Raw genomic sequence first — 25,069 nt, forward strand, 5'->3', positions numbered from 1 at the left:
TCGACAGGGACGGGTCGTCCGCTATCGGTCGGTGCCGGTCAACCGCAAACGGCTGCGGCGAGACAGGTCTCTAAGGAGTCACGTTGGACGGGCTTCTATTCAGTCATCGCCGCAGAGGGCGACCGGCACCGGCCCCGCCGGGTGGACAAGTCGAAACCCAGCCAGTCCAGCACCAAAGCCAGACGGCAAGACACGGAGTAGCCACACCCGGCCAGGCCGGTACCAGCATCCCTCAACCGACTCACTCGCCGGCCACGATCTATTAGAGACACGGACTCGCCTAACGGATCGTCCGGCTCAACGGGCTAGACGACTGCTCGTCGGGCGGGACGGCTGCTGGAGACAATCCCCGACAGCCCGCCCCGCCGACCCGAGACGAACCACCAGGCGTCGGGTCCGCGTTAGTTCGCGGGCTTGGAGACCTCGTAGGTGCCGTCGTTGTCGGTGACGCGAACGGTGACCAGTTTGTTCTGGCCGCCGACGGAGACCGAGCAGGTGAAGGTCTCGCCCTTGCGTACCTTCTTGCCGGACGGGCAGCTCACGTCCTTCACGTCGTCCAGGCCGTAGCCCGACGCCGAGTTCTTGTCGGTGAGCACCTGGTGGACGCCCTTCTGCAAGGCGTCCTGCGAGAGCGTCTTGGTCCCCCAACCGGGCCACACGAACGCCGACAGCGCTACCAGGGCCGCGACGATGACGATCACGACCGCCAGCACGATCCACAGCACCTTGCGGGACCGCCGCTTCGGGGCGGGCGCCGCCGATTCGGCGCCGGCCTCGCCGGGAGCGGCCGCCGGGTTCTCCAGCGCCTGCGTTCCGTAGTCGCCCGCGGCGGCCGGCACGACCGAGGTCTGACCGTCGATCGGGCCGTACTCGTGTGCTCCGGTCGAGACGATCGCGGTCTGGCCATCGGCCGGCTCCGGCGCCCGTCGGCGGCCCGGACGCGGCTCGCCGTACTGCGGTGCCGGACCCTGCGGTGCCGGCCCCTGCGCGGGCGGCCCCTGTGGCGGCGGTCCCTGCGGCGGGTAACCGGGGGGGACGGGGGGACCACCGTGGCGGCCCGGCACCTGCGGCGGCGCACCGTACTGGGGCCCGGTCGGCGGACGCTGACCGGGCGCCGGTGCACCGTACGGTGCCGGCCCGGGCGCGGGCCGCTGCCCGGGCGGCGGGCCGTATGCGGGCGGACCGTATCCGGGACCCGGTCGCGGCGGGCCCGGCTGCGGCGGCGGACCGGGCTGCGGCTGTCCGTGCCGGGGAGGGCCGGGCGGCCGGCCCCAGGGGGACGGCTGCTGGGGGTCGTTCGGGGTGGTCACGGCCGTCACACTACCGCAGGCGGTCAGTCGAGATCGGCAGCCACGACGCCGCGCCGCAGACTCTTCGCGGCGCGGCGGGCCACCGCGGCCAGCGGGTCGTCCGGCCCGACGCTGCTGCGGATCTGCTCGAGCAGATCGATCACCTGCCGGTTCCAGCGAACGAAGTCGCCCGGCGACAGCAGGTTGCCGCCGGCCGCCGCGGCGGTCAGCGCCTCCTGCAGCGACCGGCCGTGCGCCCACGCGGAGACGGGCCCGCAGAATCCGGTGTCCGGCTCGCGCGTGGTCAGCGTCTCCGAACCGCCCGAGTGCCGGGCCTGCACCTCGTTGGTGGCCGCCCAGACCTCGAGGGTGGCGGTCAGCGCATCGCGCAGTTTCGGGTTGCCCGGCATCGCGTCCACACCGCCGCCGTAGGCATCGCGCCGCGATTGATAGACCATCGCCGACACCACCGCCGCCAGTTCCGGTGCGCTCAGCCCGTGCCAGATCCCGGCGCGGATGCACTCGGCGACCAGCAGGTCGGTCTCGGCGTAGATGCGGCGCAGCACATCACCGGTCGGCGTCACCCGCAGGCCGCCGCGCCCGCCGGACTCCAGGTACCCGAGCTCGCGCAGCACCGCGGTGACCACGTCGAAGTCCTCTTCCAGACGGGACTTCCGCTCGGTGATCGACCGCTCCAGGCTCTCCACGTCGCGCAGCTGCCGGTTGCGCCGCTCCCCCAGTCGCAGCAACTCGTCCACGCCGCCGCGCGCCTTCCCCTTCGCTCCGGCCGCCGCGTGCAGCGTGTGCGCCCGCAGTGCGGCGCGCAGGGCCGCCAGTTCCGGATCGACGCCCTTCTCCTTGGTCCGCTTTCCGGCGCGGCCGACCGGGCGTGCGATACCGCTCGCCTGCAGCGCCTGCGCCAGCCGGTGCCGGCCGCGTCCGGTCCGGGTGTCCATGTCTCGTGGGATGCGCAGGTGCCCGAGCACCTCGGGCGGGTTCACGAAGTCGTCGGCGCCGACCCGCGTGGTCCAGCCGTCGTCGACCAGCACCAGCGGCCTCGGATCGTTCCGCTGCTGCGCCGGATCGACGACGACGGCCAGTCCACGGTGGCGGCGGACACTGACCGCGATCACCTGCCCGCGTTTGAGCGCGGCGAGGTCGTCGGCCACCGCCGACTCCTCCTCGACGCGGCGCGCGAAACGCACCTCGCGCTCGCAGCGGCGGATGTCCTCGCGCAGCGTGAGGTACCCCAGGAGGCCGGCGTACCGGTCGGTGGGCGCGTCGGGATCGGGGCCGTCGAGGGCGATCCCCGGATCCAGGCCGGCCTTCTCGGCGAGAGCGACCAGTTCCTGATCGAGGCCGCGCAGGCGCCGTCGTGCGTGATCGAGTTGCCGCGCCTGCCCGACCAGGGTGCGGTCGGTCTGGAACTGCGCGAAGGAGCGGCGCAGCAGATCGCGCGAGCCGTCGACGCCGAGGCGGTCGATCAGGTTGAGCACCATGTTGTATTCCGGTGCGAACGAACTGCGCAGCGGGAAGGTGCGCGCGCCGGCGAGTCCGGCGACCCGGTCCGGGATCACCTCGGGCGACCACAGCACCACGGCGTGCCCCTCGACGTCGATGCCGCGGCGGCCGGCCCGCCCGGTGAGCTGCGTGTACTCGCCGGGAGTCAGGTCGACGTGGGCCTCGCCGTTGTACTTGACCAGCCGTTCCAGGACCACCGACCGGGCAGGCATGTTGATGCCGAGCGCCAGCGTCTCGGTCGCGAAGACGATGCGGGTGAGGCCGCGAACGAAGAGTTCCTCGACCGCCTGCCGGAACATCGGGAGCATGCCGGCGTGGTGGGCGGCGAACCCGCGGCGCAGTCCGGCCCACCAGTCGTCGACGCCCAGCACCGCGGCGTCGCCCGGGGCGAGGTCGGCGAGATGCCGCTGCACGATCTCGTCGACGAGAGCGACCTCGTCGGGTTCCAGCAGGTTCAGGTCGCTGCGCAGACACTGGGTGAACGCCGTCTCGCAGCCCTTGCGGGAGAAGATGAAGTCGATCGCGGGCAGCAGGCCGTCGTCGTCGAGGAGCCGGATCAGCTTGGGCCGGGGCAGGCCCGAACCGCCGCGGCGCCGCCGGTCGACGCGTCCGCGGTAGCGGCCCACCGGGTCGTCGCCGGAATCCGGTTCGGCCAGGGCCCGCTGCTTGATGTAGCGGGTCAGCTCCGGATTCACCTGGCGGCGGCCCCCACCCGAATCTCCTCTGCCGGACTCGCGCGGATCGAAGAGCTCGAACATCCGGCTGCCGACCAGCATGTGCTGGTGCAGTGGCACCGGCCGGTGCTCGTCGACGATCACCTCGGTGTCGCCGCGCACGGTGGTGATCCAGTCGCCGAACTCCTCGGCGTTGCTCACCGTCGCCGACAGCGACACCACCGCGACGTCGGGATCGAGGCCGAGGATCACCTCCTCCCAGACGGCGCCGCGGAAGCGATCGGCCAGGAAGTGCACCTCGTCCATCACCACGAACGACAGCCCGGTCAGCGCGGGCGAGTTCGCGTAGATCATGTTGCGCAACACCTCGGTGGTCATCACCACCACCGGGGCCGACGAATTGATCGAGTTGTCGCCTGTCAGCAGACCGACGTGTTCGGCACCGTGGACGTCGAGCAGATCGTGGTACTTCTGATTGCTCAGCGCCTTGATCGGCGTGGTGTAGAAACACTTGCCGCCGCGCGCGAGCGCGAGAAACACGGCGAACTCCCCGACCACCGTCTTACCCGCGCCCGTCGGGGCACACACCAGAACACCGCGGTCGTCCTCGAGGGCCGCGCAGGCGTCACGCTGGAAGTCATCGAGCGGAAAAGAGAGGGTGTCGGCGAACCGCCGCAGCTGGGTGCTCATCCCCTCCAGGATGCCACGGCGTCAGAGCACCTCGTCGTACATACCGGTGCGGCGCGCGCCCCGGGCGATCGGTGCGGGCGCGGCGATCGGGGCCGGAGCCTCGATGCGGGTCGCCCGATCGCCGGAATCGGCGGGACCGTCGATCGGGGAGGCCTCGTCGTCGCCCACCTGGAGCCATTCCGGACGCTTGCGGCCCTTCCGCTTGTCGTGGATGCGGGCGAACTGGATCGCGAACTCCAGCAGCACCGACAGCGCGAGCGCCAGCGCGGTCATGGTGAACGGGTCGCCGCTGGGGGTGGCGACGGCGGCGAACACGAACATCCCGAAGATCAGCCCGCGCCGCCACTTCTTGAGGCGCTCGTACCCCAGCACCCCGGTCAGGTTCAGCGCCACGATCAGCAGCGGCAGCTCGAAGCTGACACCGAAGATCAGCAGCAGATGCAGCATGAATCCGAAGTACTGGTCACCGGCGAGCGCCGTGACCTGCACCTCGTTGCCGACGGTGAGCAGGAACTCGAAGGCCTTGGCGACCACGAAGTAGGCCAGCACCGCCCCGGCGACGAACAGCACCGAGGCCAGCGAGACGAACCACGCGGCGTACCGGCGTTCGTGCTTGTGCAGCGCCGGGGTGATGAACCGCCACAGCTCGAACAGCCAGACCGGGCAGGCCAGCACGATGCCGGCGGTCAGCGCCACCTGGAGGCGCAGCATGAACTGGTCGAACGGACCGGTGGCGAGCAGACGGCACTCGTCGCCGGGGGTGATCGACGCCCGCGACGACGCGGGCAGGTCGCAGTAGGGGCCGCGCAGGAGTTCGCCGAGGGACTCGATGCGCCAGACACCGTGCGTGTACCAGAAGAAGCCGACGATCGTGGTGACGAGGATCGCCAGGATCGAGACCACCAGGCGATAACGGAGTTCGTAAAGGTGCTCGGCCAACGGCATCGAGCCGTCGGGATTGACCTTGCTACGCCGCCGTCTCGGATCCAGACGGCGCAGCAGTGCGGGGGCGGGCACTCAGGAGTCGGCGCGTTCTTGCGCCGACCGGGACACCGGATCGGCCGCGGTCTCGGCGGGGTGCTGCTCGGACGACGGGAGTTCGCGCGGGGCCTCGGGCTTCGGCGCGGGCGCGGTCTCGGACGGCTTGTCGTCCTTCTGCATCTCGCTCATCTCGGATTTGAGGATGCGCATCGAGCGGCCCAGTCCGCGCGCGGCGTCAGGGAGCTTCTTCGAGCCGAAGATCAGTATCAGCGCGATGATGATGACGATCCAGTGCCAGGGCTGCATTGCACCCACAGGGTCTACCTCCGCATAGTCCCGGGATTCAGCGGTCGGATCCCGGATTCCTGGGTTCCATGCTACCCGAACCGGGACCGGTGCCCGGCGGCGGCGGAAACCGGCCCGGCGGGCACCCGCCGGGCGGCGGCCCCGGCGGCGGGTACTGGCCGGGCTGCGGCCACGTGGGCGGGACCGGCGGTGGGGCCGACGTGCGGTTCGATCGGACGATCACCACGACGACCGCCGCGATGATCCCGAAGAACAGCACGGCGACACCGAACAGGATGATCACTTGCCACGGCTGGATTGCGCCCATCGGAGTCCTTCTATCGCGGGTAACGGTCTCGGGCCGCCGCGGCGGAGGCGGCGACCAGTTCGCGCACCCGGCGGCTGCCCGCGTCGCCGGAGACCAGGCGCACCCGGCCGCCGAAGCTCTGCAGCAGGCGGGCGAGCCATTCGTCGGACGCGTAGGTGAGTTCGGCGAGCAGCGGCGCACCGGGATCGTCCGATGGATCACTCAGCGGGCGCGCCTGGTAGTACTCGGCCACCCAGAAGGCATCCGGATCGATCTCGATCCGGGCGACGGGCATGGTCTCGTCGTGCACCGGGAGGGCGATCGGCTGGGCCGTCTCGTCGGCGGGCGGGCGGGCCGGTTCGTCGAGCACGGCGGCCTCGCGCACCCGGTCGAACCGGAAGAGACGCCGGCCGTCCGACTCGCGGCACCACGCATCGAGGTAGCTGTGGCCGTCGATCACCTCGACGCGGATCGGGTCGACGACGCGCTCGGTCACCGTGTCGCGACTGTAGGTGTAGTACCGCAGCGCCAGCGCCCGGCGGCGGGCGACGGCCTCGCGGATGGTCGACGACGACGGCAGCTCCCCGGGCCCGGCACCGTCGTCGGCGACCACCGTCCGCGACGCCCCGGCCGCCTCCTCCACCTTGGCGATCGCCCGCCGCACCGCATCGGGGTCGAGGGCGCCCCGGGCGTCGAGCAGCATGCGCAGCGCCACCAGCAGCACGTTCGCCTCGGTACCGGTGAGCCGCAGCGGCCGGTCCATGCCGGCGGTGAAGACGACGTTGACGTAGCCGTCCCAGAACTGGATGTCGATCAGGTCGCCGCCGGCGTGCCCGGGCAGGCCGCAGACGAAGAGCTGGTTGAGATCGGATTCCAGCTGATCCTGGGTGAGTCCGAGTTCGGCGGCGGCCACCGACAGCTCGATGCCGGGGCGGGCCTGGAAGTACGGGACCATCGCCAGCAGGCGGGAGAAGCGGCTCGGGGCGGCGGTCATCGCGGATCTCCTTCGTGGGCCGGGGCGAACGCCGCGGTGAGCGCGTCCAGTTCGGCGACCACCGCCGCGCGCAGGTCGGGCGGATCGAGGACGACGACGTCGCGCCCCGCCGCCAGCACCGTCCGGATCAGCCACGACCGCGACCTGATCGCGACGGTCGCCTCCTGCCCGGGTTCACCGCCCCATTCGCGGTCGACGACGTCGGTGGCGTCGCGCCGCAGATCCCAGGCGCGACCCTCCGCGAGCCACACCCGGGCGGTCGACGGCTCGCCCGCCGAAGCGCGGTCGACGGCCGCGGCGACCAGCGCCGACAGGTCGGTGCCCTCCGGCGCCGTCACCTCGCCGGCGCCGCCGATCGCCCGCACGTCGGAGATCCGGGACACCCGGAAGGTGCGGGTCGCGTCGCGGTCGCGGTCGTACCCGACCACGTACCAGCGGCCCGAGTTGGTCACCACTCCCCACGGTTCCAGCGTCCGCTCGCTCGCCGTCGGGCCCGAGCGGTGGGTGAAGGTCACGGCCCGGCCGTCGCCGACCGCGGCCAGCAGCGCGCGCACCGCGCGCTCGTCGCCCATGGACCGGCCGCCGCCGGTCTGGCCGAAGCCGAGTTCCTCGGGCGGGGTGACGTCGATGCCCGCGGCCTTCAGTTTCAGCACCGCGGTCTGCGATTCGACGGCCACGTCCGGGTCGTGCCAGAGCGCAGCGGCCGCGGCGATCACCGCGGCCTCGTCCTCGGTGAGGCTGATGTCCCGCAGGGCGTAGTGCTCGGGCAGGATCCGGTATCCCTCGTCGCCACCCATCGGCGGGTACCCGGTCTCCACCGGGATGCCGAGCGCGCGCAACTCGTTCTTGTCCCGTTCGAGCATCCGCTTGAACGACTCCGGCGACTGCTCGGTGTCCTTGTAGCCGACGATGTTGGTGCGCAGATATTCGGCGGTCACGAACGTCTTCGCCGACATCAGGCAGATGACGAGATTGAGCAGACGCTCGTTCTTGGAAGTGGCCACCCGCCGATTCTATGCGTCACATGGCGGCGATCAGGCGTTCGACGCGCTCGTCAACGTTCCGGAATGGGTCCTTGCACAGGACGGTGCGCTGCGCCTGGTCGTTCAGCTTCAGGTGCACCCAGTCGACGGTGAAATCGCGCTCGGCCGCCTGCGCGGCGGTGATGAATTCGCCGCGCAGTTTGGCCCGGGTGGTCTGCGGCGGCAGGTCGACGGCCTCGTCGATCGCCTCGTCGGTGGTGACCCGCGCCGCCAGCCCCTTGCGGGTGAGCAGGTCGAACACGCCGCGGCCGCGCCGGATGTCGTGATACGCGAGGTCGAGCTGGGCCAGCTTCGGGTGCGACAGGTCGAAGCCGTAGCGGTCCTGGTAGCGCTGAATCAGCTTGCGCTTGATCACCCAGTCGATCTCGGTGTCGACGCCGCTGAAGTCGCCGGATTCGACGGCGTCGAGTACCCGGCCCCACAGGTCGACGACCTGGTCCATCACCGGGTCGGGGGTGCGCTGGGCCAGGTGAACGACGGCCCGGGCGTGGTATTCGCGCTGAATCGACAGCGCGGTGGCGGTCCGCCCGCCGGCCAGCCGGATCTCCCGGCGCCCGGTCGTGTCGTGGCTGATGTCACGGATGGCCCGGATCGGATTGTCGAGCGCGAAGTCGCGGAAACTGATCCCCGACTCGATCATCTCCAGCACCAGCAGCGCCGAGCCGACCTTGAGCATGGTGGTGGTCTCGGACATGTTGGAGTCGCCGACGATCACGTGCAGGCGGCGGTACTTCTCGGCGTCGGCGTGCGGCTCGTCGCGGGTGTTGATGATCGGCCGCGAGCGGGTGGTCGCCGACGAGACGCCCTCCCAGACGTGATCGGCGCGCTGGGAGAGGCAGAACTTCGACTCGTGCCCGACGCTCAGGATCTTGCCCGCGCCGCAGATCAGCTGCCGGGTCACCAGGAACGGCAGCAGGACGTCGGAGACGCGGCCGAACTCGCCGGTGCGGGAGACCAGGTAGTTCTCGTGGCAGCCGTAGGAGTTGCCTGCCGAGTCGGTGTTGTTCTTGAACAGGTAGATGTCGCCGCCGATGCCCTCGTCGGCGAGCCGCTGCTCGGCGTCGATCAGCAGGTCTTCCAGGATCCGTTCCCCGGCGCGGTCGTGGGCCACCAGCTGACGCACCGAATCGCATTCGGCGGTCGCGTACTCCGGGTGCGAGCCCACATCGAGGTAGAGCCGGGATCCGTTGGGCAGGAACACGTTCGACGACCGGCCCCACGCGACGACGCGCCGGAACAGGTAGCGGGCCACCTCGTCCGGGCTCAGCCGGCGCTGCCCCTCGAAAGTGCAGGTGACCCCGAATTCGGTTTCGATTCCCATGATCCGGCGTTCCATGGCGCTCACTCCTGTTCCAGCAGTTCGGTGACCCGCGCATCGGTCAGCCGTACGAAGGCGCGACGGGGCCGGGCGCGATCGAGGATCGCGACTTCGAGTTCTTGCGGCGACGGCGCGGCGGGCGCGCCCTCCTTGTCGGCGGCGTCGCGCGCGGCCAAGGCCGAGACGGCGATCGACAGCGCCTGCGGCAGCGGCAGATCCGGCTCGTAGCGGTCCTTCATCGCGGCCACGATGGGCTCGGTGGTGCCGCCCATGACCAGGAAGGTGCTCTCATCGACGATCGAACCGTCGTACGAGATGCGGTACAGCTGCGACGGCGTGGCCGCGCCCGGGCGGGCCACCTCCGCCACGCACAGCTCCACCTCGTACGGCTTGGGCTGTTCGGTGAAGACGGTGCCGAGCGTCGTAGCGTAGGCGGTCGCGAGGGAGAGACCGCTGACGTCGGCGCGGTCGTAGCTGTAGCCGCGCAGGTCGGCCAGCTGGATCCCGGCGCGCCGCAGCGACTCGAATTCGTTGTACTTACCGACCGCGGCGAAGCCGATGCGGTCGTAGATCTCGCTCACCTTGCGCAACGCGGACGACGGATTGTGCGCGACGAACAGGACGCCGCCGGCACAGGTCAGCGCGATCACGCTGCGGCCCCGCGCGATGCCCTTCCGCGCGAGTTCCGAACGATCGCGCATGATCTGTTCGGCGCTGGCGTAGTACGGGAAGGTCATCGCGCCTGCTCCTCGTCGGCGGCATCCGTGCGGTGATCGGCGCTGCGGCGCGCGATGACGGCCTGCGCGGCGGCGGCGATCTCGGGCTCACCGATCTCGACGGCGCCGGAGGTCTCCACCCGGACCGCGGTCGGGAAGATCCGCCGGATCAGGTCCGGTCCCCCGGTCGCGGAGTCGTCGTCGGCGGCGTCGTAGAGCGCTTCGGTGGCCAGCGCCAGCGCCTCGGGCGCGGTGACTCCGGGCCGGTACAGCTTCTTGAGCGACGATCGGGCGAACACCGAGCCGGAACCGATCGCGTCGTAGCCGGCGTGTTCCTCGTGCCGGGCACCGGCGACGTCGAACGTGAAGATCCGTCCGGGCGCGGCCGGATCGGCGCCCGGATCGACACCGACCAGCAGCGGCAGCGCGGCGAGGCCCTGCATGGCGGCACTCAGGTTGCCGCGCACCATGGTCGCCAGCCGTGACACCTTGCCGTCGAGGGTGAGCGGTACGCCCTCGATCTTCTCGTAGTGCTCGAGTTCGACGGTGAAGAGTTTGACCAGCTCGAACGCGATGCCCGCGGTGCCGGCGATCCCGGCGGCCGAGTGGTCGTCGGTGACGAAGACCTTCTGGACGTCGCGCGTGGCGATCAGGTTGCCCATCGTCGAACGACGATCGCCGGCCAGCACCACCCCGCCGGGGTACGCGACGGCGACGATCGTCGTGCCGTGCGGAATCGCGTCACTCGCTCCCTGCGCCGGTCCGATCGCTCCCGGAGCGCCCCCGATCGCTCCCTGAGCCTGTCGAAGGGACCCCGGCAGCCGATCGGGTGCCGCGGCACGGAGGAATTCGCTGAACGACGAGATGTCGGGTCCCGCCGACGAGCCGGGACGGCCCGTCACTGGCCGCCCTTCTGGACGTAAGCGCGGACGAAGTCCTCGGCGTTCTCCTCCAGCACGTCGTCGATCTCGTCGAGCAGGTCATCGGTCTCGCCGGCGAGCTTCTCACGGCGCTCCTGACCGGCGGCCCCACCGCCGATCGCGTCGTCGTCTCCGCCGCCTCCGCCGCGCTTGGTCTGCTCCTGCGCCATCGCCTGTCCTCCTTCGCGAGTTCCCCTGTGCGTCTACCCTACTGGGCGCGCCGGACCGGCCGCGGCAATCGGTCGCCCGCGCTTCAGATGTAGCCGGTGAACGGCCGCTTCACCACGGCGCTCTGCACCCAGTCGATCATCGTCACGAAGTCGAAGACCGGGAGGCCGACGGCCCGCTGCACGGCGTACGACGTCGGCGGGAACAGCGTGCATTCGAGGAGGAACGCGCCGATGTCCGGGTCGTCGTCGACCATCTGCCGGGCGACGGCGACGATCTCCCGCTCGAGCTTCTTCGGGTTGTAGCCGTCGCTGTCGACGAGGATCTCGTCGTTCAGCTCCGGAATGTCGGAGATGCGGCCGCCGGCGATCACCAGCCGCGACAGGTCGGTGATTCCGGAGTGCGCCAGCGCCGCCGAGTCGGGCAGCACCTCGCCGTCGGCGCAGATGATCGCGACCTTCTTGCGCGGCGGCAGGCTGTTCAGGATCAGCGGGAGCTGCATCAGGCTGGACAGGAAGCAGGGCACGTCCACCGCGTCGCGGATCTGCGGCTGATAGTTGGCGAAGTATCCGCAGGCGCCGATGATGGCGCGGCAGCCCTGCGCTTCGAGTTCCCGCGCCGCCTCGATCAGCTCGGTCAGCACCGCATCGTTGGCCTGGGTGCCGACCACATTGGCGATACTGGCCGCGCCGACCGGCCGGTAGTGCACCGGATAGGCGAAGCTGGTGGCGTTCTCGACGCTGCCCGGCGGGAAGGTGTAGCCGGCGACGCCGAACAGCAGGATCCCGATCGCGACGCCGCCGAAAGCGCGGCCCGGTCTGTTCGGCACCACCTCGTCGGCGTACTCCGAACTCGGCACATACATCGGCTCCGACAACGACAGTCCTTCCCTCACGCTCCGACCGATGCGAATGCTAGTCAGAGGTGGGCGGCTACCGGCCGGTTCGGCGTCAGCGGGTCAGCGCGGCGACCAGTTCCTCCGCGGACGACGCCGCGTCGAGCAGATCGCCCACCATCTCCTTGGTGCCGCGCAGCGGCTCGAGCGTGGGGATGCGGATCAGCGAGTCGCCACCGAGATCGAAGATCACCGAATCCCAGCTGGCCGCGGCCACGTCGGCGCCGAAACGGCTGACGCACTGGCCGCGGAAGTACGCGCGAGTGTCCTCCGGCGGATGAGTGATGGCGTGGCGCACCTGATCCTCGGTGATCAGCCGCCGCATCGAACCGCGGGCGACGAGGCGGTTGTAGAGGCCCTTGTCGAGCCGGACGTCGGAGTACTGCAGGTCGATCAGCTGCAACCGCGACGCACCCCAGGTGAGGCCCTCGCGCTGACGGAAGCCCTCGAGGAGGCGGAGCTTGGCCGGCCAGTCGAGGATCTCGGCGCACTCCATCGGGTCGCGTTCCAGCTTGTCGAGCACGTCCGCCCAGGTCTCGATGACGTGCCGGGCCCGCTCGTCGTCGGCGTGGTGCTTGTCGTGGAAGGCGCTGACCCGCGCCAGGTATTCCCGCTGCAGGGCCAGTCCGGTGAGCTCGCGGCCGTCGGCCAGCGCGACCGTCGCGGTCAGCGTCGGGTCGTGGCTGATGGTGTGCACCGCCTGAACCGGCCAGGCCAGCGACAGGTCCGCGAGGTTGACCCCGGCCTCGATCAGGTCGAGCACCAGCGCGGTGGTGCCCACCTTGAGATAGGTGGCGGTCTCGGCGAGGTTGGCGTCACCGATGATCACGTGCAGGCGGCGGTACTTGTCCGGCTCGGCGTGCGGCTCGTCGCGGGTGTTGATGATGCCGCGCTTGAGGGTGGTCTCCAGCCCGACCTCCACCTCGATGTAGTCGGCGCGCTGACTCAGCTGATACCCGGCCTCCTCCCCCGCCTGCCCGATCCCGACGCGGCCCGACCCGCAGATCACCTGACGCGAGGCGAAGAACGGCATCAGGCCGGTGACGATCGCATCGAACGACGTCCGCCGGTCCATCAGGTAGTTCTCGTGGGTGCCGTACGACGCACCCTTGCCGTCGATGTTGTTCTTGTACAGCTGCAGCTTCGGTGCGCCGGGCACGCTCGCGACGTACCGGGCGGCCTCCTCCATCACCCGTTCACCGGCCTTGTCCCAGATCACCGCGTCGAGCGGGTCGCGGACCTCGGGCGCGGAGTATTCGGGATGCGCGTGGTCGACGTAGAGGCGCGCACCGTTGGTGAGGATCATGTTCGCGGCGCCGATCTCGTCGGCGTCGATGATCGGCGCCGGTCCGCGGTGTCCGCCGAGGTCGTAGCCGCGGGCGTCGCGCATCGGCGACTCGACGTCGTAGTCCCAGCGGGTGCGATGTTCGCGCCGCGGCACCTTGGCCGCGGCCGCGTAGGCGAGCACCGCCTGCGTCGAGGTCATGATCGGGTTGGCGGTCCGGTCTCCGGGTGCTGAGATTCCGTACTCCACCTCGGTGCCGATGATGCGATCCATGCGTCCCAGCCTAAGCGGTGGCTTCCGCCGTCGACCATCGGCGTCGCCGAGATCCGGATGCTCGCGGTCGGCCGGCTAATGCACCTGGAATCGGGCTTCGTTTCGGCAACCTCCTAGCCCCATGGGGCTCGGAGGTGCTCAACCGGCGACATAAGAGCACTCGCACGTGCTCAACGGGCGACACGAACCCGCTCGCAGGTGCTCAACGGGCGAGACAGAAAGCACTCGGAGGTGCTCGGCCGGCTGCCCGGTCAGTGCTTCTTGAGACGCAGGCGGCTGTAGATGAACCCGAGGAGCAGGATGCTCATCAGGGCCAGCACTCCGTAGGAGATCAGCGCGTGTGCGAGCGTCGGCTCCCACATCGAGTACAGGATCGGCGCGTTCGGGTCGCCCGCGTTCTTCTCCGACGGCCTGACCTGCGGTGCGTACGCCGTCGCCGGGAGGTTCACCGCCTGCGCGCCGTTCGCGTATCCCCAATAGCTCGGGAAGATCCATGACAGCTGCTTGGCACCCTGCGCGGCGATCGGGAACAGGCCGCCGCAGAACACCAGCTGCACCATCACCACGATCACCAGCGGCGGCATCGTCTGTTCGTTGGAGCGGACCGCCGCCGAGATCGCGAGGCCGATCAGCGCGCTCACCACGGCCAGCGCCGCGACCGCGAGGAAGAGCGTCAGCGCGGGCGGGATCGACGGCGGATCCTGGCCGGGCGGAGTGATGTCCTCGGCGGTCGGCATGGCCCGCACGCCGTAGCAGAGCCCCACCATGATGGCGGCCTGCACGACGGCCAGCACGCCGAAGACCAGCACCTTCGCCGACAGGTAGGCACCCGGGCGCAGACCGACCGCGCGTTCCCGCTCGAAGATCGCCCGCTCGCCGACCAGGTCGCGCACGGTCAGCGCCGCACCCATGAACGCCGCGCCGATGATCAGCACCACCAGGATCTGCAGCGGTTCCGTCGGGTCCTTCGGCGGCGCCCCAGGCGTACCGCCGCCCGGCATCTGCGCTCGCAGGCCGAAGCCCTCGCCACCGGGAATCACCATCGTCAGCAGACCGAGGACGATCGGCAGGAGGATCAGGAACACCAGATAGCCGCGGTCGGCGAAGATCAGCCGCCACTGCCGCCGGGACACGGTGCTGAGCTGCCGGCCCGACGACGCCTGCGATACCACGACCGGCGGCCCGGCGGGCGGTGGCGCCTGCGGCGCCGTCTGGTGCGGATGCCGCTGCCGGTAGTTCGCCCAGACCTGGTCCGGATGCGCGGTGACGGTCTCGAAGATCTCCGCCCAGTCATCGGTGCCGAGTTCGGCCTTCTTGAGCTTGGGGTCGCCGCAGTAGGCGGTCTTGCCGCCCGGTGCCAGGAGCAGCACCTGATCGCAGATCTCCAGGTGGGCCACCGAGTGGGTCACCACCAGCACCACGCGGCCGGCGTCGGCCAGGTCGCGGAGCGTCTTCATCACCTGGCGGTCGAGCGCCGGGTCGAGTCCGGAGGTGGGCTCGTCGAGGATCAGCAGCGACGGGCCGGTCAGCAGCTCCATCGCGACCGACGCACGCTTGCGCTGGCCGCCGGACAGCTTGTCGATGCGGGTCTGCGCGTGCTCGGTGAGCGAGAGCTCGGCGAGCACGCCGTCGATCACCTGGTCGCGGTCATGCGTCGAGAGATCGGCGGGCAGCCGCAGTTCGGCGGCGTAGCGCAGCGCCTGGCGGACGGTCAGTTTGCTGTGCAGGACGTCGTCCTGCGGCACCATGCCGATGCGGTTGCGGAGCGCTTCGTACTCGTCGTGCACGCCGCGGCCTTCGAACGACACCCGGCCGACCGTCGGGCTGTTGAGGCCGGCGGCGATCTTCGACATCGTCGACTTGCCCGCGCCGGACGGGCCGATGATCGCGGTGAGCGTGCCCGGACCGGCCTGGAACGAGATGTCGTTGAGCAGCACCTTGCCGCCCTCGACGGTCAGGCCGATGCCGTCGACCTCCAGGCCGCCGCTGACCATCGCCTTGGCGCGGCCGCGGATCAGGTTGCCCTCGGAGACGACGAAGTCGCTGTTACCGATCGTGACGACGTCGCCCTCGCGCAGCGGCTGGCGGCGGATGCGCTGGCCGTTGACGAAGGTGCCGTTGACGCTGCCCAGATCCTCGATGAGCAGGCCCTGGCCGTTCGCCGTCAGCCGGGCGTGACGGCGTGAGGCGAGGACGTCGGAGACGACGATGTCGTTCTCCGGGGTGCGGCCGATGGACTTGACGCCGGACAGCGCGATCGACTCGCGGCCGCCGCGCAGGTCACCGGGGACCTCGAAGATCGCCGACGCGTTGTTGTGCAGGGCGGCCAGGTGCGGGGCGTCGGGCAGCTTCCCGAAGGCCGGGGCGGCCGGGCGCATGCCGCCGGCCGGTCGTACCGGAGGATGCGGCGGCTGGGGCGCCGGAGGCTGCGAAGGCTGGGGTGTGGTGGCCGGCGGCCGCTGCTGCGCCGGGACCGGACGCGACGGCGGCTGTGCGGGCATCGGCTGCGACGGCGGTTGCGCGGGCATCGGCCGGGACGGCGGCGCCTGCTGAGCCGGGGTGGGCCGCGACGGCATACCCGGCGGCTGGGCCGGCATCGGCCGGGACGCCGGCGGCTGCTGCGCGGGAATGGGCCGAGACGGGGCGGCGGCCGGCGCCGGGGTGATCTCGACGACGGGCCCGAGCGCCGCGTCGCCGACCCGGATCACGACGGGGCCGCGGATCGCGAGCCGCGTGACCTTCGCCCCGCCGGAGAAGAAGCCGTTGGTGCTGCCACGATCGGCGACGATCCAGCCGTCCGGGCCCCACTCGAAGCCGAGATGGGTCCGCGAGACCAGCGGATTGTTGAGGGTGACCGTATTGTCCGGGGTCCGGCCCAGGGTCGCCGGCGAAGCGGTGACCACCTGGACCGGCCCGGAGTCGATACGGACGTGCAGTGGCGTCGGTCCTGGGCGATTCATCACCGATCACCCTAAGGCACGAACCGCCTAAAGGTACTGACCGGTGTTCGACTCGGTGTCGATCGCCCGCGACGCACCGTTGTTCTTGCCGGTGACCAGGGTCCGGATGTACACGATCCGCTCCCCCTTCTTGCCGGAGATCCGCGCCCAGTCGTCGGGGTTGGTGGTGTTCGGCAGGTCCTCGTTCTCGGCGAACTCGTCGAGGATGGAGTCGAGGAAGTGCCCGATCCGCAGGCCGCCGCGGCCGGTCTCCAGCTGTTCCTTGATGGCGAACTTCTTGGCCCGGTCCACGACGTTCTGGATCATCGCGCCGGAGTTGAAGTCCTTGAAGTACATGACCTCCTTGTCGCCGTTGGCGTAGGTCACCTCCAGGAACCGGTTGTCGTCGGTCTCGTCGTACATCCGCTCGACGACCCGCTCGATCATCGCGGAGACGCAGGCCTTGGCGTCGCCGCCGAATTCGGCGAGATCGTCCGGGTGGATCGGCAGCTCGGTGGTCAGGTACTTGGAGAAGATGTCGATCGCCGACTCGGCGTCGGGCCGCTCGATCTTGATCTTCACGTCCAGGCGGCCGGGCCGCAGGATGGCCGGGTCGATCATGTCCTCGCGGTTCGACGCACCGATCACGATGACGTTCTCCAGGCCCTCGACGCCGTCGATCTCGCTGAGCAGCTGCGGGACGACGGTGGTCTCCACGTCCGACGACACGCCCGATCCGCGGGTACGGAAGATCGAGTCCATCTCGTCGAAGAAGACGATCACCGGGGTGCCCTCGGAGGCCTTCTCCCGGGCGCGCTGGAAGATCAGCCGGATGTGCCGCTCGGTCTCGCCGACGAACTTGTTGAGCAGTTCGGGGCCCTTGATGTTGAGGAAGTAGCTCTTGGCCTCGCGGACGTCGTCGCCGCGGGCCTCGGCGATCTTCTTGGCCAGCGAGTTGGCGACCGCCTTGGCGATGAGCGTCTTACCGCAGCCGGGCGGGCCGTACAGCAGGACGCCCTTGGGCGGGCGCAGCTCGTACTCGCGGAACAGTTCGGCGTGCAGGAACGGCAGTTCCACCGCGTCGCGGATCTGCTCGATCTGCCTGCGCAGACCGCCGATGTCCTCGTAGTCGACGTCCGGAACCTCTTCCAGGACGAGGTCTTCCACCTCGGCCTTGGGGATCCGCTCGAGGGCGAAGCCGGCCTTGGAGTCGATCAGGAGGGAGTCGCCGGGGCGCAGCTTGCGCGCCGACTCGCCGCCGTCATCGGTGTGCACCAGCGTCGTCGCCAGGTGCACCACGCGCTCCTCGTCGGCGTGGCCGATGACGAGCGCCCGGCTGCCGTCGCCCAGCACCTCGCGGAGCGTGCCGATCTCGCCGACGGCGTCGTATCCGACCGCCTCGACGACGGTCAGCGCCTCGTTCAGGCGCAGGCCCTGCCCGCGATGCAGCTCCTGCGTCTCGATGTTGGGCGACACCGTCAGGCGCATCTTGCGGCCGGAGGTGAACACGTCGACGGTCTCGTCGTCGCAGACCTCCAGGAGCACGCCGAAACCGCTCGGCGGCTGGCCGAGCCGCTCGACCTCCTCGCGGAGCGCGATGAGCTGCTGACGCGCTTCCTTGAGCGTCTCCTGCAACTTCTCGTTGCGGAGCGTGAGCTTCTCGACGCGCTCGTTCAGCACCGCTGCTTCCGTGCCGCGGGCGGCACCTGGACGACTGGTCGGGCGGTCTGGCGAAGTCATACCTCCACTTTATCCGCGCGTCGGCCGACGCTGCACGCGCAGGGTTTGCTGGCCGTCGGCGAGTCGTCGTGCGGTGATGAGGAACGCGGTGTGTCCCTGCATGCGGTGCTCGGGGCGCACCGCGAGGCCGACGGCGCTCCACTCGCGGACCATCGACTCCCAGGCACGCGGCTCGGTCCAGCACTGCTGCTCACGCAGCGCCTCGACGACGCGGGACAGCTGGGTGACGGTGGCGACGTAGACGATCAGCACGCCGCCGGGACGCAGCGTCGCCTTGACCGTGTCGAGGGGTTCCCACGGCGCCACCATGTCGAGGATCATCCGGTCGGCCTGCTGCGCCGGGTCGTGATCGGCGAGGTCGCCGACGCGCAGCTCCCAGTTGTCCGGCTTGCCGCCGAGGAAGGTCTCGACGTTGCGGACCGCGTGCTCGGCGTGGTCCTCGCGGATCTCGTAGCTCAGTACGCTGCCCTCGGTGCCGACCGCGCGCAGCAGCGACAGGGTGAGGGCGCCCGAGCCGGCCCCGGCCTCGATCACCTTGGCGCCCGGGAAGATGTCCCCCTCGGCGACGATCTGCGCCGAGTCCTTGGGGTAGATCACCTGCGCGCCGCGCGGCATGGAGACCACGTAGTCGGTGAGCAGCGGCCGCAGCGCCAGATACTCGGTGCCGCTGGTCGCCGCGACGACGGTGCCCTCTTCGGCACCGATGAGGTCGTCGTGCGCGATCGCGCCGCGGTGGGTGTGGAACTGCTTGCCCTCCTCCAGCAGAACGGTGAACTTCCGTCCCTTGCCGTCGGTGAGCTGTACGCGGTCGCCTACGGCGAAAGGCCCGGTCGTCGCCATCGTGGTGAGGTGTCCTCTGCATGAATGCGGCCGCCGGCGTTCGGCGGCCGTCGATCCTCCCAGCCTAGATCGAGGGCTTCGCGGCGATGTGACTGGTGTCGACGGAGGTCGAGGCCGTCCGTGAAACGCTGCGGCCGGCCCGACCACGATGGTCGGGGTCGGTGGAGGCTCGGCTGCTGTTCCGTGGTCGCTGAGCGACCACGGAACAGCAGGCTATCGTCGGGCGGCCGGGTCTCGACTCCGCTCGACCGGCAGGGAACCTCGCTCGACCGGCATGGACCGTTCTCAGCCGACATGGACCGTTCTCGACCGGCATGGGGCAAGTCGGAGGGCAGGACGAGACGTGTCCTAGAGTGCGGGCATGGCCGCAGATTCCACCTCCCCGACCGACCACGGCGCCTACTACCTTCCCCTCGCCGCGCCGGACGGTGACGATCCCGCCTACGACTACTTCCAGCCCACCCCGGCCACGGTCAGCGTGTGGTCGCCGAACATCCAGCACGGCGGACCGCCGACCGGACTGCTGGTGCGCGCCATGGAAGGCGTCGCCGATCCGGCGGACGGCCAGGCCGTCACCCGGGTGACCATGGAGATCCTCGGCGCGATCGGGCTCGACGTGAACCGGGTCCGCGCCTGGATCCCGCGGCCCGGGCGGCAGATCAGCCAGGTCGCGGCCGAACTGGAGGCCCGCCAGCCGGACGGGTCGTACCGGGTGGTCGGGCGCGCCGTCGCCTGGCGCCTGAAGGTCACCGACACCGCGGCCGTCGAGCGGCTGCCGCGCGAACCGTTGTCGCCGTCACCCGCCGACGTCCCGCACGCCATCGGGTTCCCCGAGGTCGACGGCGTCGCCGTGCCGTGGGGCCGCATCGGATTCATCGGCACCATCGAGGTGGCCGGGGCGCCCGGGCGCAACGAGCCGACCCCGGCGGTGTGGCTGCGGCCGCTGCTGCCGCTCGTCGCCGGGTCGCCGACCAGCCCGCTGGCCTCGGCGTTCACCGTGGTCGACGTCGCGAACGGCGTCGGTTCGACGATGAACCCGAGCGAGTGGTCGTGGATGAACACCGACACCACCGTGCACCTGACCGGACAGCCCACCGGCGAGTGGATCGGCATCGACTCGGCGATGGCGGCCGGTCGTGAGGGCTACGGCGCGAGCTTCGCCGAGCTGTACGACGAGCGCGGCTACCTCGGCCGGTCCGCGCAGACGGTGCTGCTGACCGAGCTGGGGTGACCGGCCGGTCCGGCCGGCCCCGTCAGAAGCGGCAGGAGCGGATGTCCGAGGCGAGGATGGCGCGGGCGCCGAGCTCGGAGAGCTCGTCCATCAGCTGCTGGTGGGTCTTGCGCGGGACCATCGCGCGGACGGCGAGCCAGTTGTCGTCGGCCATCGGCGAGATGGTCGGCGACTCCAGGCCGGGCGTCAGCGCGACCGCCATCTCGAGCAGCGGCTTGGGGCAGTCGTAGTCGATCATCACGTACTGCTGACCGAAGACCACGCCCTGCACGCGGGCGATGAACCGCTGCGCGGCCTTCGACGCGTCACCGGCGGCGCCGCCGCGGATGAGTACCGCCTCGGAGTCGCAGAGCGACTTCCCGAACGCGGCCAGGTCGTGCAGGCGGAGCGTGCGGCCGGAGCCGACGACGTCGGCGATGACATCGGCCACCCCGAGCTGGATCGAGATCTCCACCGCGCCGTCGAGCCGGATGATCTCCGCCTCCAGACCGCGGGCCGCGAGGTCGGCGCGCACGATGTTCGGGTACGACGTCGCGATACGCTTGCCCGCGAGGTCGTCGACCGTCCACGACTGGTCCTTCGGCGCGGCGTAGCGGAAGGTGGACGCCCCGAAACCGAGCGACACCTCTTCGATCACCTGCACACCGGAGTCGGCGGCCAGGTCGCGGCCGGTGATGCCGAGGTCGAGTTGCCCGGCGGCCACGTAGATGGCGACGTCACGCGGGCGCAGGAAGTAGAACTCGACGTCATTCGCGACATCGAGGACGGTCAGATCCTTCGGATCCGAACGCTTGCGGTAGCCGGCCTCGGCGAGGATTCCGACGGCGGCTTCGGACAGGGCGCCCTTGTTGGGCACGGCGACGCGCAGCATGGCGAGGCTTTCTGGTGAGTGCTGGTGGGTTCAGAGGTAGCGGTAGATGTCCGCGGGCGTCAGGCCCCGCTTGATCATCATCACCTGCAGCCAGTAGACGAGCTGGCTCATCTCCTCGGCGAGGGAGTCGTCGGACTCGTGCTCGGCGGCCAGCCAGACCTCACCGGCCTCCTCGATGATCTTCTTGCCGAGGGTATGGACGCCCTTGTCGAGCGCGGCGACGGTGCCGCTCCCCTCGGGGCGGGTCGCCGCCTTCTCGGTCAGCTCGGCGAAGAGGTCGTCAAAGGTTTTCACGGTTACCCATTTTCGCACGACGCCGTCCGCCGCCACCGGCCGAGCCCGCCCGGCTCGGCCACCGACGGCCCGGGAGTCCGCGAAGGGCTCCGTATATTCGGTTAGTCTACCCTTCTCAATTGCGACATTCAGCGAATACCAAGGGAGTTCACAGGTGACACGACTGCGGGACCGCCGCACCATGCTGGCGAAGGCGATCCTCGGCGAGGACCGATACCGGCGGGCGATCACCGGCTACACGCGGAGCCGTCAGCGGCCCCGGGTGGGCGGAGTGGATTTCGGGGATCTCCGCCGCACCGAACCGGTGTGCCGCGAGTTCGGGAATCTGCGCGGCCGGCCGCTCGACCGCTACTACATCGAGAACTTCCTCGCCGGCAGCGGGCCGCTGATCACCGGCGCAGTCCTCGAGGTCGGCGAACGCACCTACACCGAACGATTCGGGCATGGCGTCACCCGGTCCGACATGTGCCATGTCGAAGACGTCCCCGGCGCCACCCACATCGCCGATCTGACCGACGCACCGGGCATCCCGGACGGCTCGTACGACTGCGTGATCATCACCCAGACCCTGCAGTTCATCTACGACGTCCAGGCCGCCGTCGCGACCCTGCACCGGATCGTCAAGCCCGGCGGGACGGTGCTGTGCACGCTGCCCGGTATCAGCCACCTCGGCGACCCCCACTGGGGGCCGTCGTGGTTCTGGAACTTCACCGTGCCGTCCGCGGACCGCCTCTTCGGCGACGAATTCGGCGCCGGGAACGTCACCACGCGGACCCACGGAAACGTCCTCACCGCGACCGCGTTCCTGCAGGGCCTGGCCGTCGGAGAACTGACGGACGCGGAGATGGACACGACCGATCCCGAGTACCCGGTGATCATCACCGTGCGCGCGAGACGGCCTCGATGATCGGGCCGCGCGCCCGGCGCCTCGGCGACCGGACTCGCCGCTACCGCCGGCGGTCGGGCATCCTGATGTACCACTGCATCACCGAGGCCTCCCACGACCCGTGGGGCATCTGCGTCTCGCCGCGGGCGTTCGATGAGCAGATGTCCGTCCTGGCCGGCCGGCGAGTCGCGGCCGACCTCGGGGTGCTGACCGACGACGCGTCGTACACCCGCGCCGGGTCACCGATCGCCGTCACCTTCGACGACGGATACGCCGACAACCTCCTTGCCGCCCTGCCGGTGCTGGAGCGGCACGACATTCCGGTGACGGTGTTCGTGATCGGCGACGCGATCGGGCGCACTCGGGACTTCTGGTGGGACGCCCTCGATCGGGCGATCATCTCGTCGCCGCGTCTCCCGGCCGAACTGGACTTCCCCTTCGGCGACGGCCCGGGCCGATTCGTGCTCGGCGACGCCCCGGGCACCGCCGAGGAGAACCGCGGCTGGCGCGCCGACCGTGAGCCGCCGCGCAACGCCAGGCAACTCCTGTTCCGCACCCTCTGGGACCTCATCGTCGTGCTCGAACCCGCGGCGCAGGACGACGCGGTGGATCACCTGCTCGCCTGGGCGGAATGCCGGCCCGCACGGCCGGCCGAGCGGCCCGCGCTGACCGAGGCGCAGCTGGACACGCTGCTCGCCCACCCCCTGATCACGATCGGCAGCCACACCCTCGATCACGTCTCGCTCACCGATCTGCCGCCGGAACAGCAGGGCAGACAGATCGCCCGCGGCCAGGCGCGCATGGAGGAGTACACCGGCGCGCCCGTCACCCGGTTCTCCTATCCCTACGGCCGCCTGAACGCCTCGGCCCGCCGGGCCGTCGCGGCGGCCGGGATCGAACTGGCATGCACCAGCGCGGCACTGCCGGCCGTGCGCGGCGACGACCCGCTCGCGCTGCCCCGCCTTCAGGTCACCGACTGCGACGGCGACGGCTTCGCGCGGTGGCTGCGCGAGGAGCACCGCCTGGCGGTGTGACGCGCGGTCAGCGGGCCGCGGCGAAGACCGCGGCGAGGTCGTCGAGGGTCAGCCCGGCGAGGGTCTCGCGGAAGGCCCGGCGGCTCGCCCGCGGGACCGGCACCTGCGAGGGCACGACGAGAGTCGGGATGCCCGCGGCGTGCGCGGCGGCGGCACCGGTCGGCGAGTCCTCGATCGCCAGGCACCGGTGCGGGTGGGCACCGGCCAGTTCCGCGGCGCGCAGGTACACGTCGGGCGCGGGTTTGCCGACCGCCACCTCGTCGCCGCAGACCGTCGCGAGGAAGCGGCCGGCGCCGATGGTGGTGATCGCGACGTCGGCGATCTCCCGCTGCGTGTTGGTGACCAGCAGCATCGGGATCCCGGCGGCGGCGACCAGGTCGAGGGTCTCCCGCGCCCCCGGTCGCCAGGGCAGTTCCCGATCGAACAGGTCGACCACGTAGTCGATCATCCACGCCTCGTCGGCGGCGAAGTCGCGACCCGATTCGGGCAGGTGCGCAGCGTCGTACACCTTGGTCAGCGCGTCGACGGCGTTGTTGCCGAGGGTGGCCTCGCGCAGCTGCGCCGTCATCTCGATGCCGTGTCTGCGGGCGAGGGCCTCCATCGCCTCGTCCCAGATCGGCTCGGTGTCGAGCAGGGTGCCGTCCATATCCCACAGGACCGCGTCGGGCAGAGCCGGCGACGGAGTGCGCGCGCCGGTCATGTCAGACGTTTCCGGGATCGGGTTCGGATGCCTCGCGGACGGCTTCCTCGTAGGCGGCGGCCTTGCGCGCCGCGCGTCGTTCGGCCTTCTCCTTGGCCGCCTTGGCCTCGGCGAGACGTTCCTCGGGCGTGATCGCCTTCTTGTGCGCCGGCTTCGGCGGGGAGGATGCGACGGCGCCGCCGTTCTCCGGCGCCGGAGCACCGAGGCGGCCGAGCGCGAAGGTGGCCAGCCACATCACGATCAGCGAGACGACCACCGCCACGTCGCCCGCCTTCTCCACGCGCAGATGCTCCTCGTAGATGGTCAGGCCGAGCGCCATGGCGACCATCGGCTTCATCACGGTCACCGTCGGCAACGAGGTCTGCACGTCACCGGCCTGGTAGCTGGACTGCTGCCAGAGGGTACCGAGGGTCGCGGTGATCGCCATCGCCCAGAACTCCCACGACGAGAGACCGCCGACGAACGCGTCACCGAGCCCGCTGAAGAAGCCGTGGCCGTTCTTGTAGCCCTCGGAGAAGGCGTCGATACCGGTCTTGGTGAACGGCGCGGTGTAGCCGAGCAGCAGACCCGCGGCGATCGCCAGCACCAGCGAGCGCAGGCTGCCGTGCGGCATCCGCCGGGCGCCCAGGATGCAGACCGTCACCACCACGACGAGGAACGCGATCGGGAAGATCCAGGAGCGCAGGGCCGGCTGCTGGATGCCGCTGGACGGCTCACCGAGAACCAGGAAGACCACCAGCGAGGCGATGAGCAGCGCCGCCCACGCCCATTCGGCGGGCTTGAGTTTGCGCTTGTTGACGAAGGCGGCGAGCGGCAGGGCGAACAGCAACGAGCTGACCAGCAACGGCTGGACCAGCAGCAGGCTGCCGACGGCGAGCGCCGCGGCCTGGAAGATGAACCCGGCGATGTCGGCGGAGATACCGGCCACCCAGACCTTGCGCTTCATCAGGGTGGCGAAGAAACCCAGCCCCATCGCGTTCTCGTCGCTGACCCCCTCGGTCCCCTGCTGCTGCAGCACCGCGGCGACCGCGAACAGCAGCGAGGCGACCAGCGACAGTATGACCGCCACCACGTCCATCCAATGCAAGTGCACGTCCCGCTCTCCCCTTCTCACCTGGCGTTCTCGCCGGGCGGTCGTTCGGTAACCCTACGCAATCCGCCCATCGTTCGCGCGC

Annotated in this window: 23 protein-coding genes; 3 read left to right on the plus strand and 20 right to left on the minus strand. The window is 70.4% G+C overall.

What is annotated here, in order from left to right; genetic code table 11:
- Nucleotides 1-401 precede the first annotated feature (401 nt).
- The 16 genes from ACSEEN_RS08820 to ACSEEN_RS08895 all read right to left on the minus strand — a co-directional run bounded on the left by ACSEEN_RS08820 (nucleotide 402) and on the right by ACSEEN_RS08895 (nucleotide 18,878).
- Complete coding sequence (locus ACSEEN_RS08820) at nucleotides 402-1,310, minus strand: DUF4333 domain-containing protein (RefSeq protein ID WP_440712970.1); 909 nt, start codon at nucleotides 1,308-1,310, stop codon at nucleotides 402-404.
- 23 nt (nucleotides 1,311-1,333) lie between these two features.
- The gene (locus ACSEEN_RS08825; RefSeq protein ID WP_440712971.1) at nucleotides 1,334-4,174 is read right to left on the minus strand and encodes a DEAD/DEAH box helicase; all 2,841 of its coding nucleotides are present in this window, start codon (nucleotides 4,172-4,174) and stop codon (nucleotides 1,334-1,336) included.
- A gap of 21 nt (nucleotides 4,175-4,195) precedes the next feature.
- A complete protein-coding gene (gene tatC, locus ACSEEN_RS08830) occupies nucleotides 4,196-5,119 on the minus strand; it encodes a twin-arginine translocase subunit TatC (RefSeq protein WP_247867991.1) in 924 nt (307 codons plus the stop codon).
- Between the two features lie 72 nt (nucleotides 5,120-5,191).
- On the minus strand, nucleotides 5,192-5,470 hold the full coding sequence (gene tatA / locus ACSEEN_RS08835; RefSeq protein WP_371307873.1) for a Sec-independent protein translocase subunit TatA: 279 nt from the start codon (nucleotides 5,468-5,470) through the stop codon (nucleotides 5,192-5,194).
- Nucleotides 5,471-5,498: 28 nt separating this feature from the next.
- Nucleotides 5,499-5,768, minus strand: a complete 270-nt coding sequence (locus tag ACSEEN_RS08840; protein WP_440712972.1) for a Sec-independent protein translocase family protein — start codon at nucleotides 5,766-5,768, stop codon at nucleotides 5,499-5,501.
- A 10-nt stretch (nucleotides 5,769-5,778) separates the two neighbouring features.
- On the minus strand, nucleotides 5,779-6,741 hold the full coding sequence (locus ACSEEN_RS08845; RefSeq protein ID WP_247867740.1) for a helix-turn-helix transcriptional regulator: 963 nt from the start codon (nucleotides 6,739-6,741) through the stop codon (nucleotides 5,779-5,781).
- The gene (locus ACSEEN_RS08850) at nucleotides 6,738-7,745 is read right to left on the minus strand and encodes a helix-turn-helix transcriptional regulator (RefSeq protein WP_247867739.1); all 1,008 of its coding nucleotides are present in this window, start codon (nucleotides 7,743-7,745) and stop codon (nucleotides 6,738-6,740) included. The genes ACSEEN_RS08845 and ACSEEN_RS08850 overlap by 4 nt, the downstream gene beginning before the upstream one ends.
- Before the next feature lie 16 nt (nucleotides 7,746-7,761).
- Entirely contained in the window at nucleotides 7,762-9,120 is a 1,359-nt protein-coding gene (gene pafA / locus ACSEEN_RS08855) for a Pup--protein ligase (protein ID WP_440712973.1), read from the minus strand.
- A gap of 5 nt (nucleotides 9,121-9,125) precedes the next feature.
- Nucleotides 9,126-9,839 (minus strand): proteasome subunit alpha, encoded by a 714-nt coding sequence (prcA, locus tag ACSEEN_RS08860; RefSeq protein ID WP_298443707.1) that lies wholly within the window; start codon nucleotides 9,837-9,839, stop codon nucleotides 9,126-9,128.
- A complete protein-coding gene (gene prcB / locus ACSEEN_RS08865) occupies nucleotides 9,836-10,720 on the minus strand; it encodes a proteasome subunit beta (RefSeq protein ID WP_440712974.1) in 885 nt (294 codons plus the stop codon). Before prcB ends, prcA begins: the two co-directional genes overlap by 4 nt.
- Entirely contained in the window at nucleotides 10,717-10,908 is a 192-nt protein-coding gene (locus ACSEEN_RS08870) for a ubiquitin-like protein Pup (protein WP_247867735.1), read from the minus strand. The genes prcB and ACSEEN_RS08870 overlap by 4 nt, the downstream gene beginning before the upstream one ends.
- A gap of 83 nt (nucleotides 10,909-10,991) precedes the next feature.
- Entirely contained in the window at nucleotides 10,992-11,783 is a 792-nt protein-coding gene (locus ACSEEN_RS08875) for an aspartate/glutamate racemase family protein (RefSeq protein ID WP_371307875.1), read from the minus strand.
- A gap of 73 nt (nucleotides 11,784-11,856) precedes the next feature.
- Nucleotides 11,857-13,359 carry a depupylase/deamidase Dop gene (dop, locus tag ACSEEN_RS08880; RefSeq protein WP_371307876.1) on the minus strand — a complete coding sequence of 501 codons (1,503 nt, stop codon included), beginning with the start codon at nucleotides 13,357-13,359 and terminating at the stop codon, nucleotides 11,857-11,859.
- A 251-nt stretch (nucleotides 13,360-13,610) separates the two neighbouring features.
- A complete protein-coding gene (locus ACSEEN_RS08885; protein ID WP_440712975.1) occupies nucleotides 13,611-16,319 on the minus strand; it encodes an ATP-binding cassette domain-containing protein in 2,709 nt (902 codons plus the stop codon).
- Nucleotides 16,320-16,346: 27 nt separating this feature from the next.
- The gene (gene arc, locus ACSEEN_RS08890; protein WP_247867731.1) at nucleotides 16,347-18,038 is read right to left on the minus strand and encodes a proteasome ATPase; all 1,692 of its coding nucleotides are present in this window, start codon (nucleotides 18,036-18,038) and stop codon (nucleotides 16,347-16,349) included.
- 9 nt (nucleotides 18,039-18,047) lie between these two features.
- Nucleotides 18,048-18,878, minus strand: coding sequence for a tRNA (adenine-N1)-methyltransferase (locus tag ACSEEN_RS08895; protein WP_298442377.1), 831 nt, complete (start codon nucleotides 18,876-18,878; stop codon nucleotides 18,048-18,050).
- A 361-nt stretch (nucleotides 18,879-19,239) separates the two neighbouring features.
- On the opposite strand from ACSEEN_RS08895, the gene ACSEEN_RS08900 reads away from it, so the two are divergent.
- Nucleotides 19,240-20,109, plus strand: a complete 870-nt coding sequence (locus ACSEEN_RS08900) for a thioesterase family protein (protein ID WP_247867729.1) — start codon at nucleotides 19,240-19,242, stop codon at nucleotides 20,107-20,109.
- Between the two features lie 22 nt (nucleotides 20,110-20,131).
- On the opposite strand, the gene hisG is transcribed toward ACSEEN_RS08900, so the two are convergent.
- Both hisG and ACSEEN_RS08910 read right to left on the minus strand, forming a co-directional pair.
- Nucleotides 20,132-20,980: an ATP phosphoribosyltransferase gene (hisG, locus tag ACSEEN_RS08905; RefSeq protein ID WP_247867728.1), complete on the minus strand. Its 849-nt coding sequence runs from the start codon at nucleotides 20,978-20,980 to the stop codon at nucleotides 20,132-20,134.
- 30 nt (nucleotides 20,981-21,010) lie between these two features.
- A complete protein-coding gene (locus ACSEEN_RS08910) occupies nucleotides 21,011-21,274 on the minus strand; it encodes a phosphoribosyl-ATP diphosphatase (protein ID WP_247867727.1) in 264 nt (87 codons plus the stop codon).
- 154 nt (nucleotides 21,275-21,428) lie between these two features.
- Between ACSEEN_RS08910 and ACSEEN_RS08915 the strand changes: the two genes are divergently transcribed.
- Complete coding sequence (locus ACSEEN_RS08915; RefSeq protein WP_247867726.1) at nucleotides 21,429-22,181, plus strand: methyltransferase domain-containing protein; 753 nt, start codon at nucleotides 21,429-21,431, stop codon at nucleotides 22,179-22,181.
- Nucleotides 22,178-23,194 carry a polysaccharide deacetylase family protein gene (locus ACSEEN_RS08920; RefSeq protein ID WP_440712976.1) on the plus strand — a complete coding sequence of 339 codons (1,017 nt, stop codon included), beginning with the start codon at nucleotides 22,178-22,180 and terminating at the stop codon, nucleotides 23,192-23,194. Before ACSEEN_RS08915 ends, ACSEEN_RS08920 begins: the two co-directional genes overlap by 4 nt.
- 7 nt (nucleotides 23,195-23,201) lie before the next feature.
- Here the strand turns inward: ACSEEN_RS08920 and ACSEEN_RS08925 are convergent, their stop codons facing one another.
- Entirely contained in the window at nucleotides 23,202-23,894 is a 693-nt protein-coding gene (locus ACSEEN_RS08925) for an HAD family hydrolase (protein WP_298442371.1), read from the minus strand.
- A 1-nt stretch (nucleotide 23,895) separates the two neighbouring features.
- On the minus strand, nucleotides 23,896-24,963 hold the full coding sequence (locus tag ACSEEN_RS08930) for a DMT family transporter (protein ID WP_440712977.1): 1,068 nt from the start codon (nucleotides 24,961-24,963) through the stop codon (nucleotides 23,896-23,898).
- Nucleotides 24,964-25,069: the final 106 nt, after the last annotated feature.

The organism is Gordonia marina, from assembly GCF_052036135.1.
Lineage (GTDB): Bacteria > Actinomycetota > Actinomycetes > Mycobacteriales > Mycobacteriaceae > Gordonia.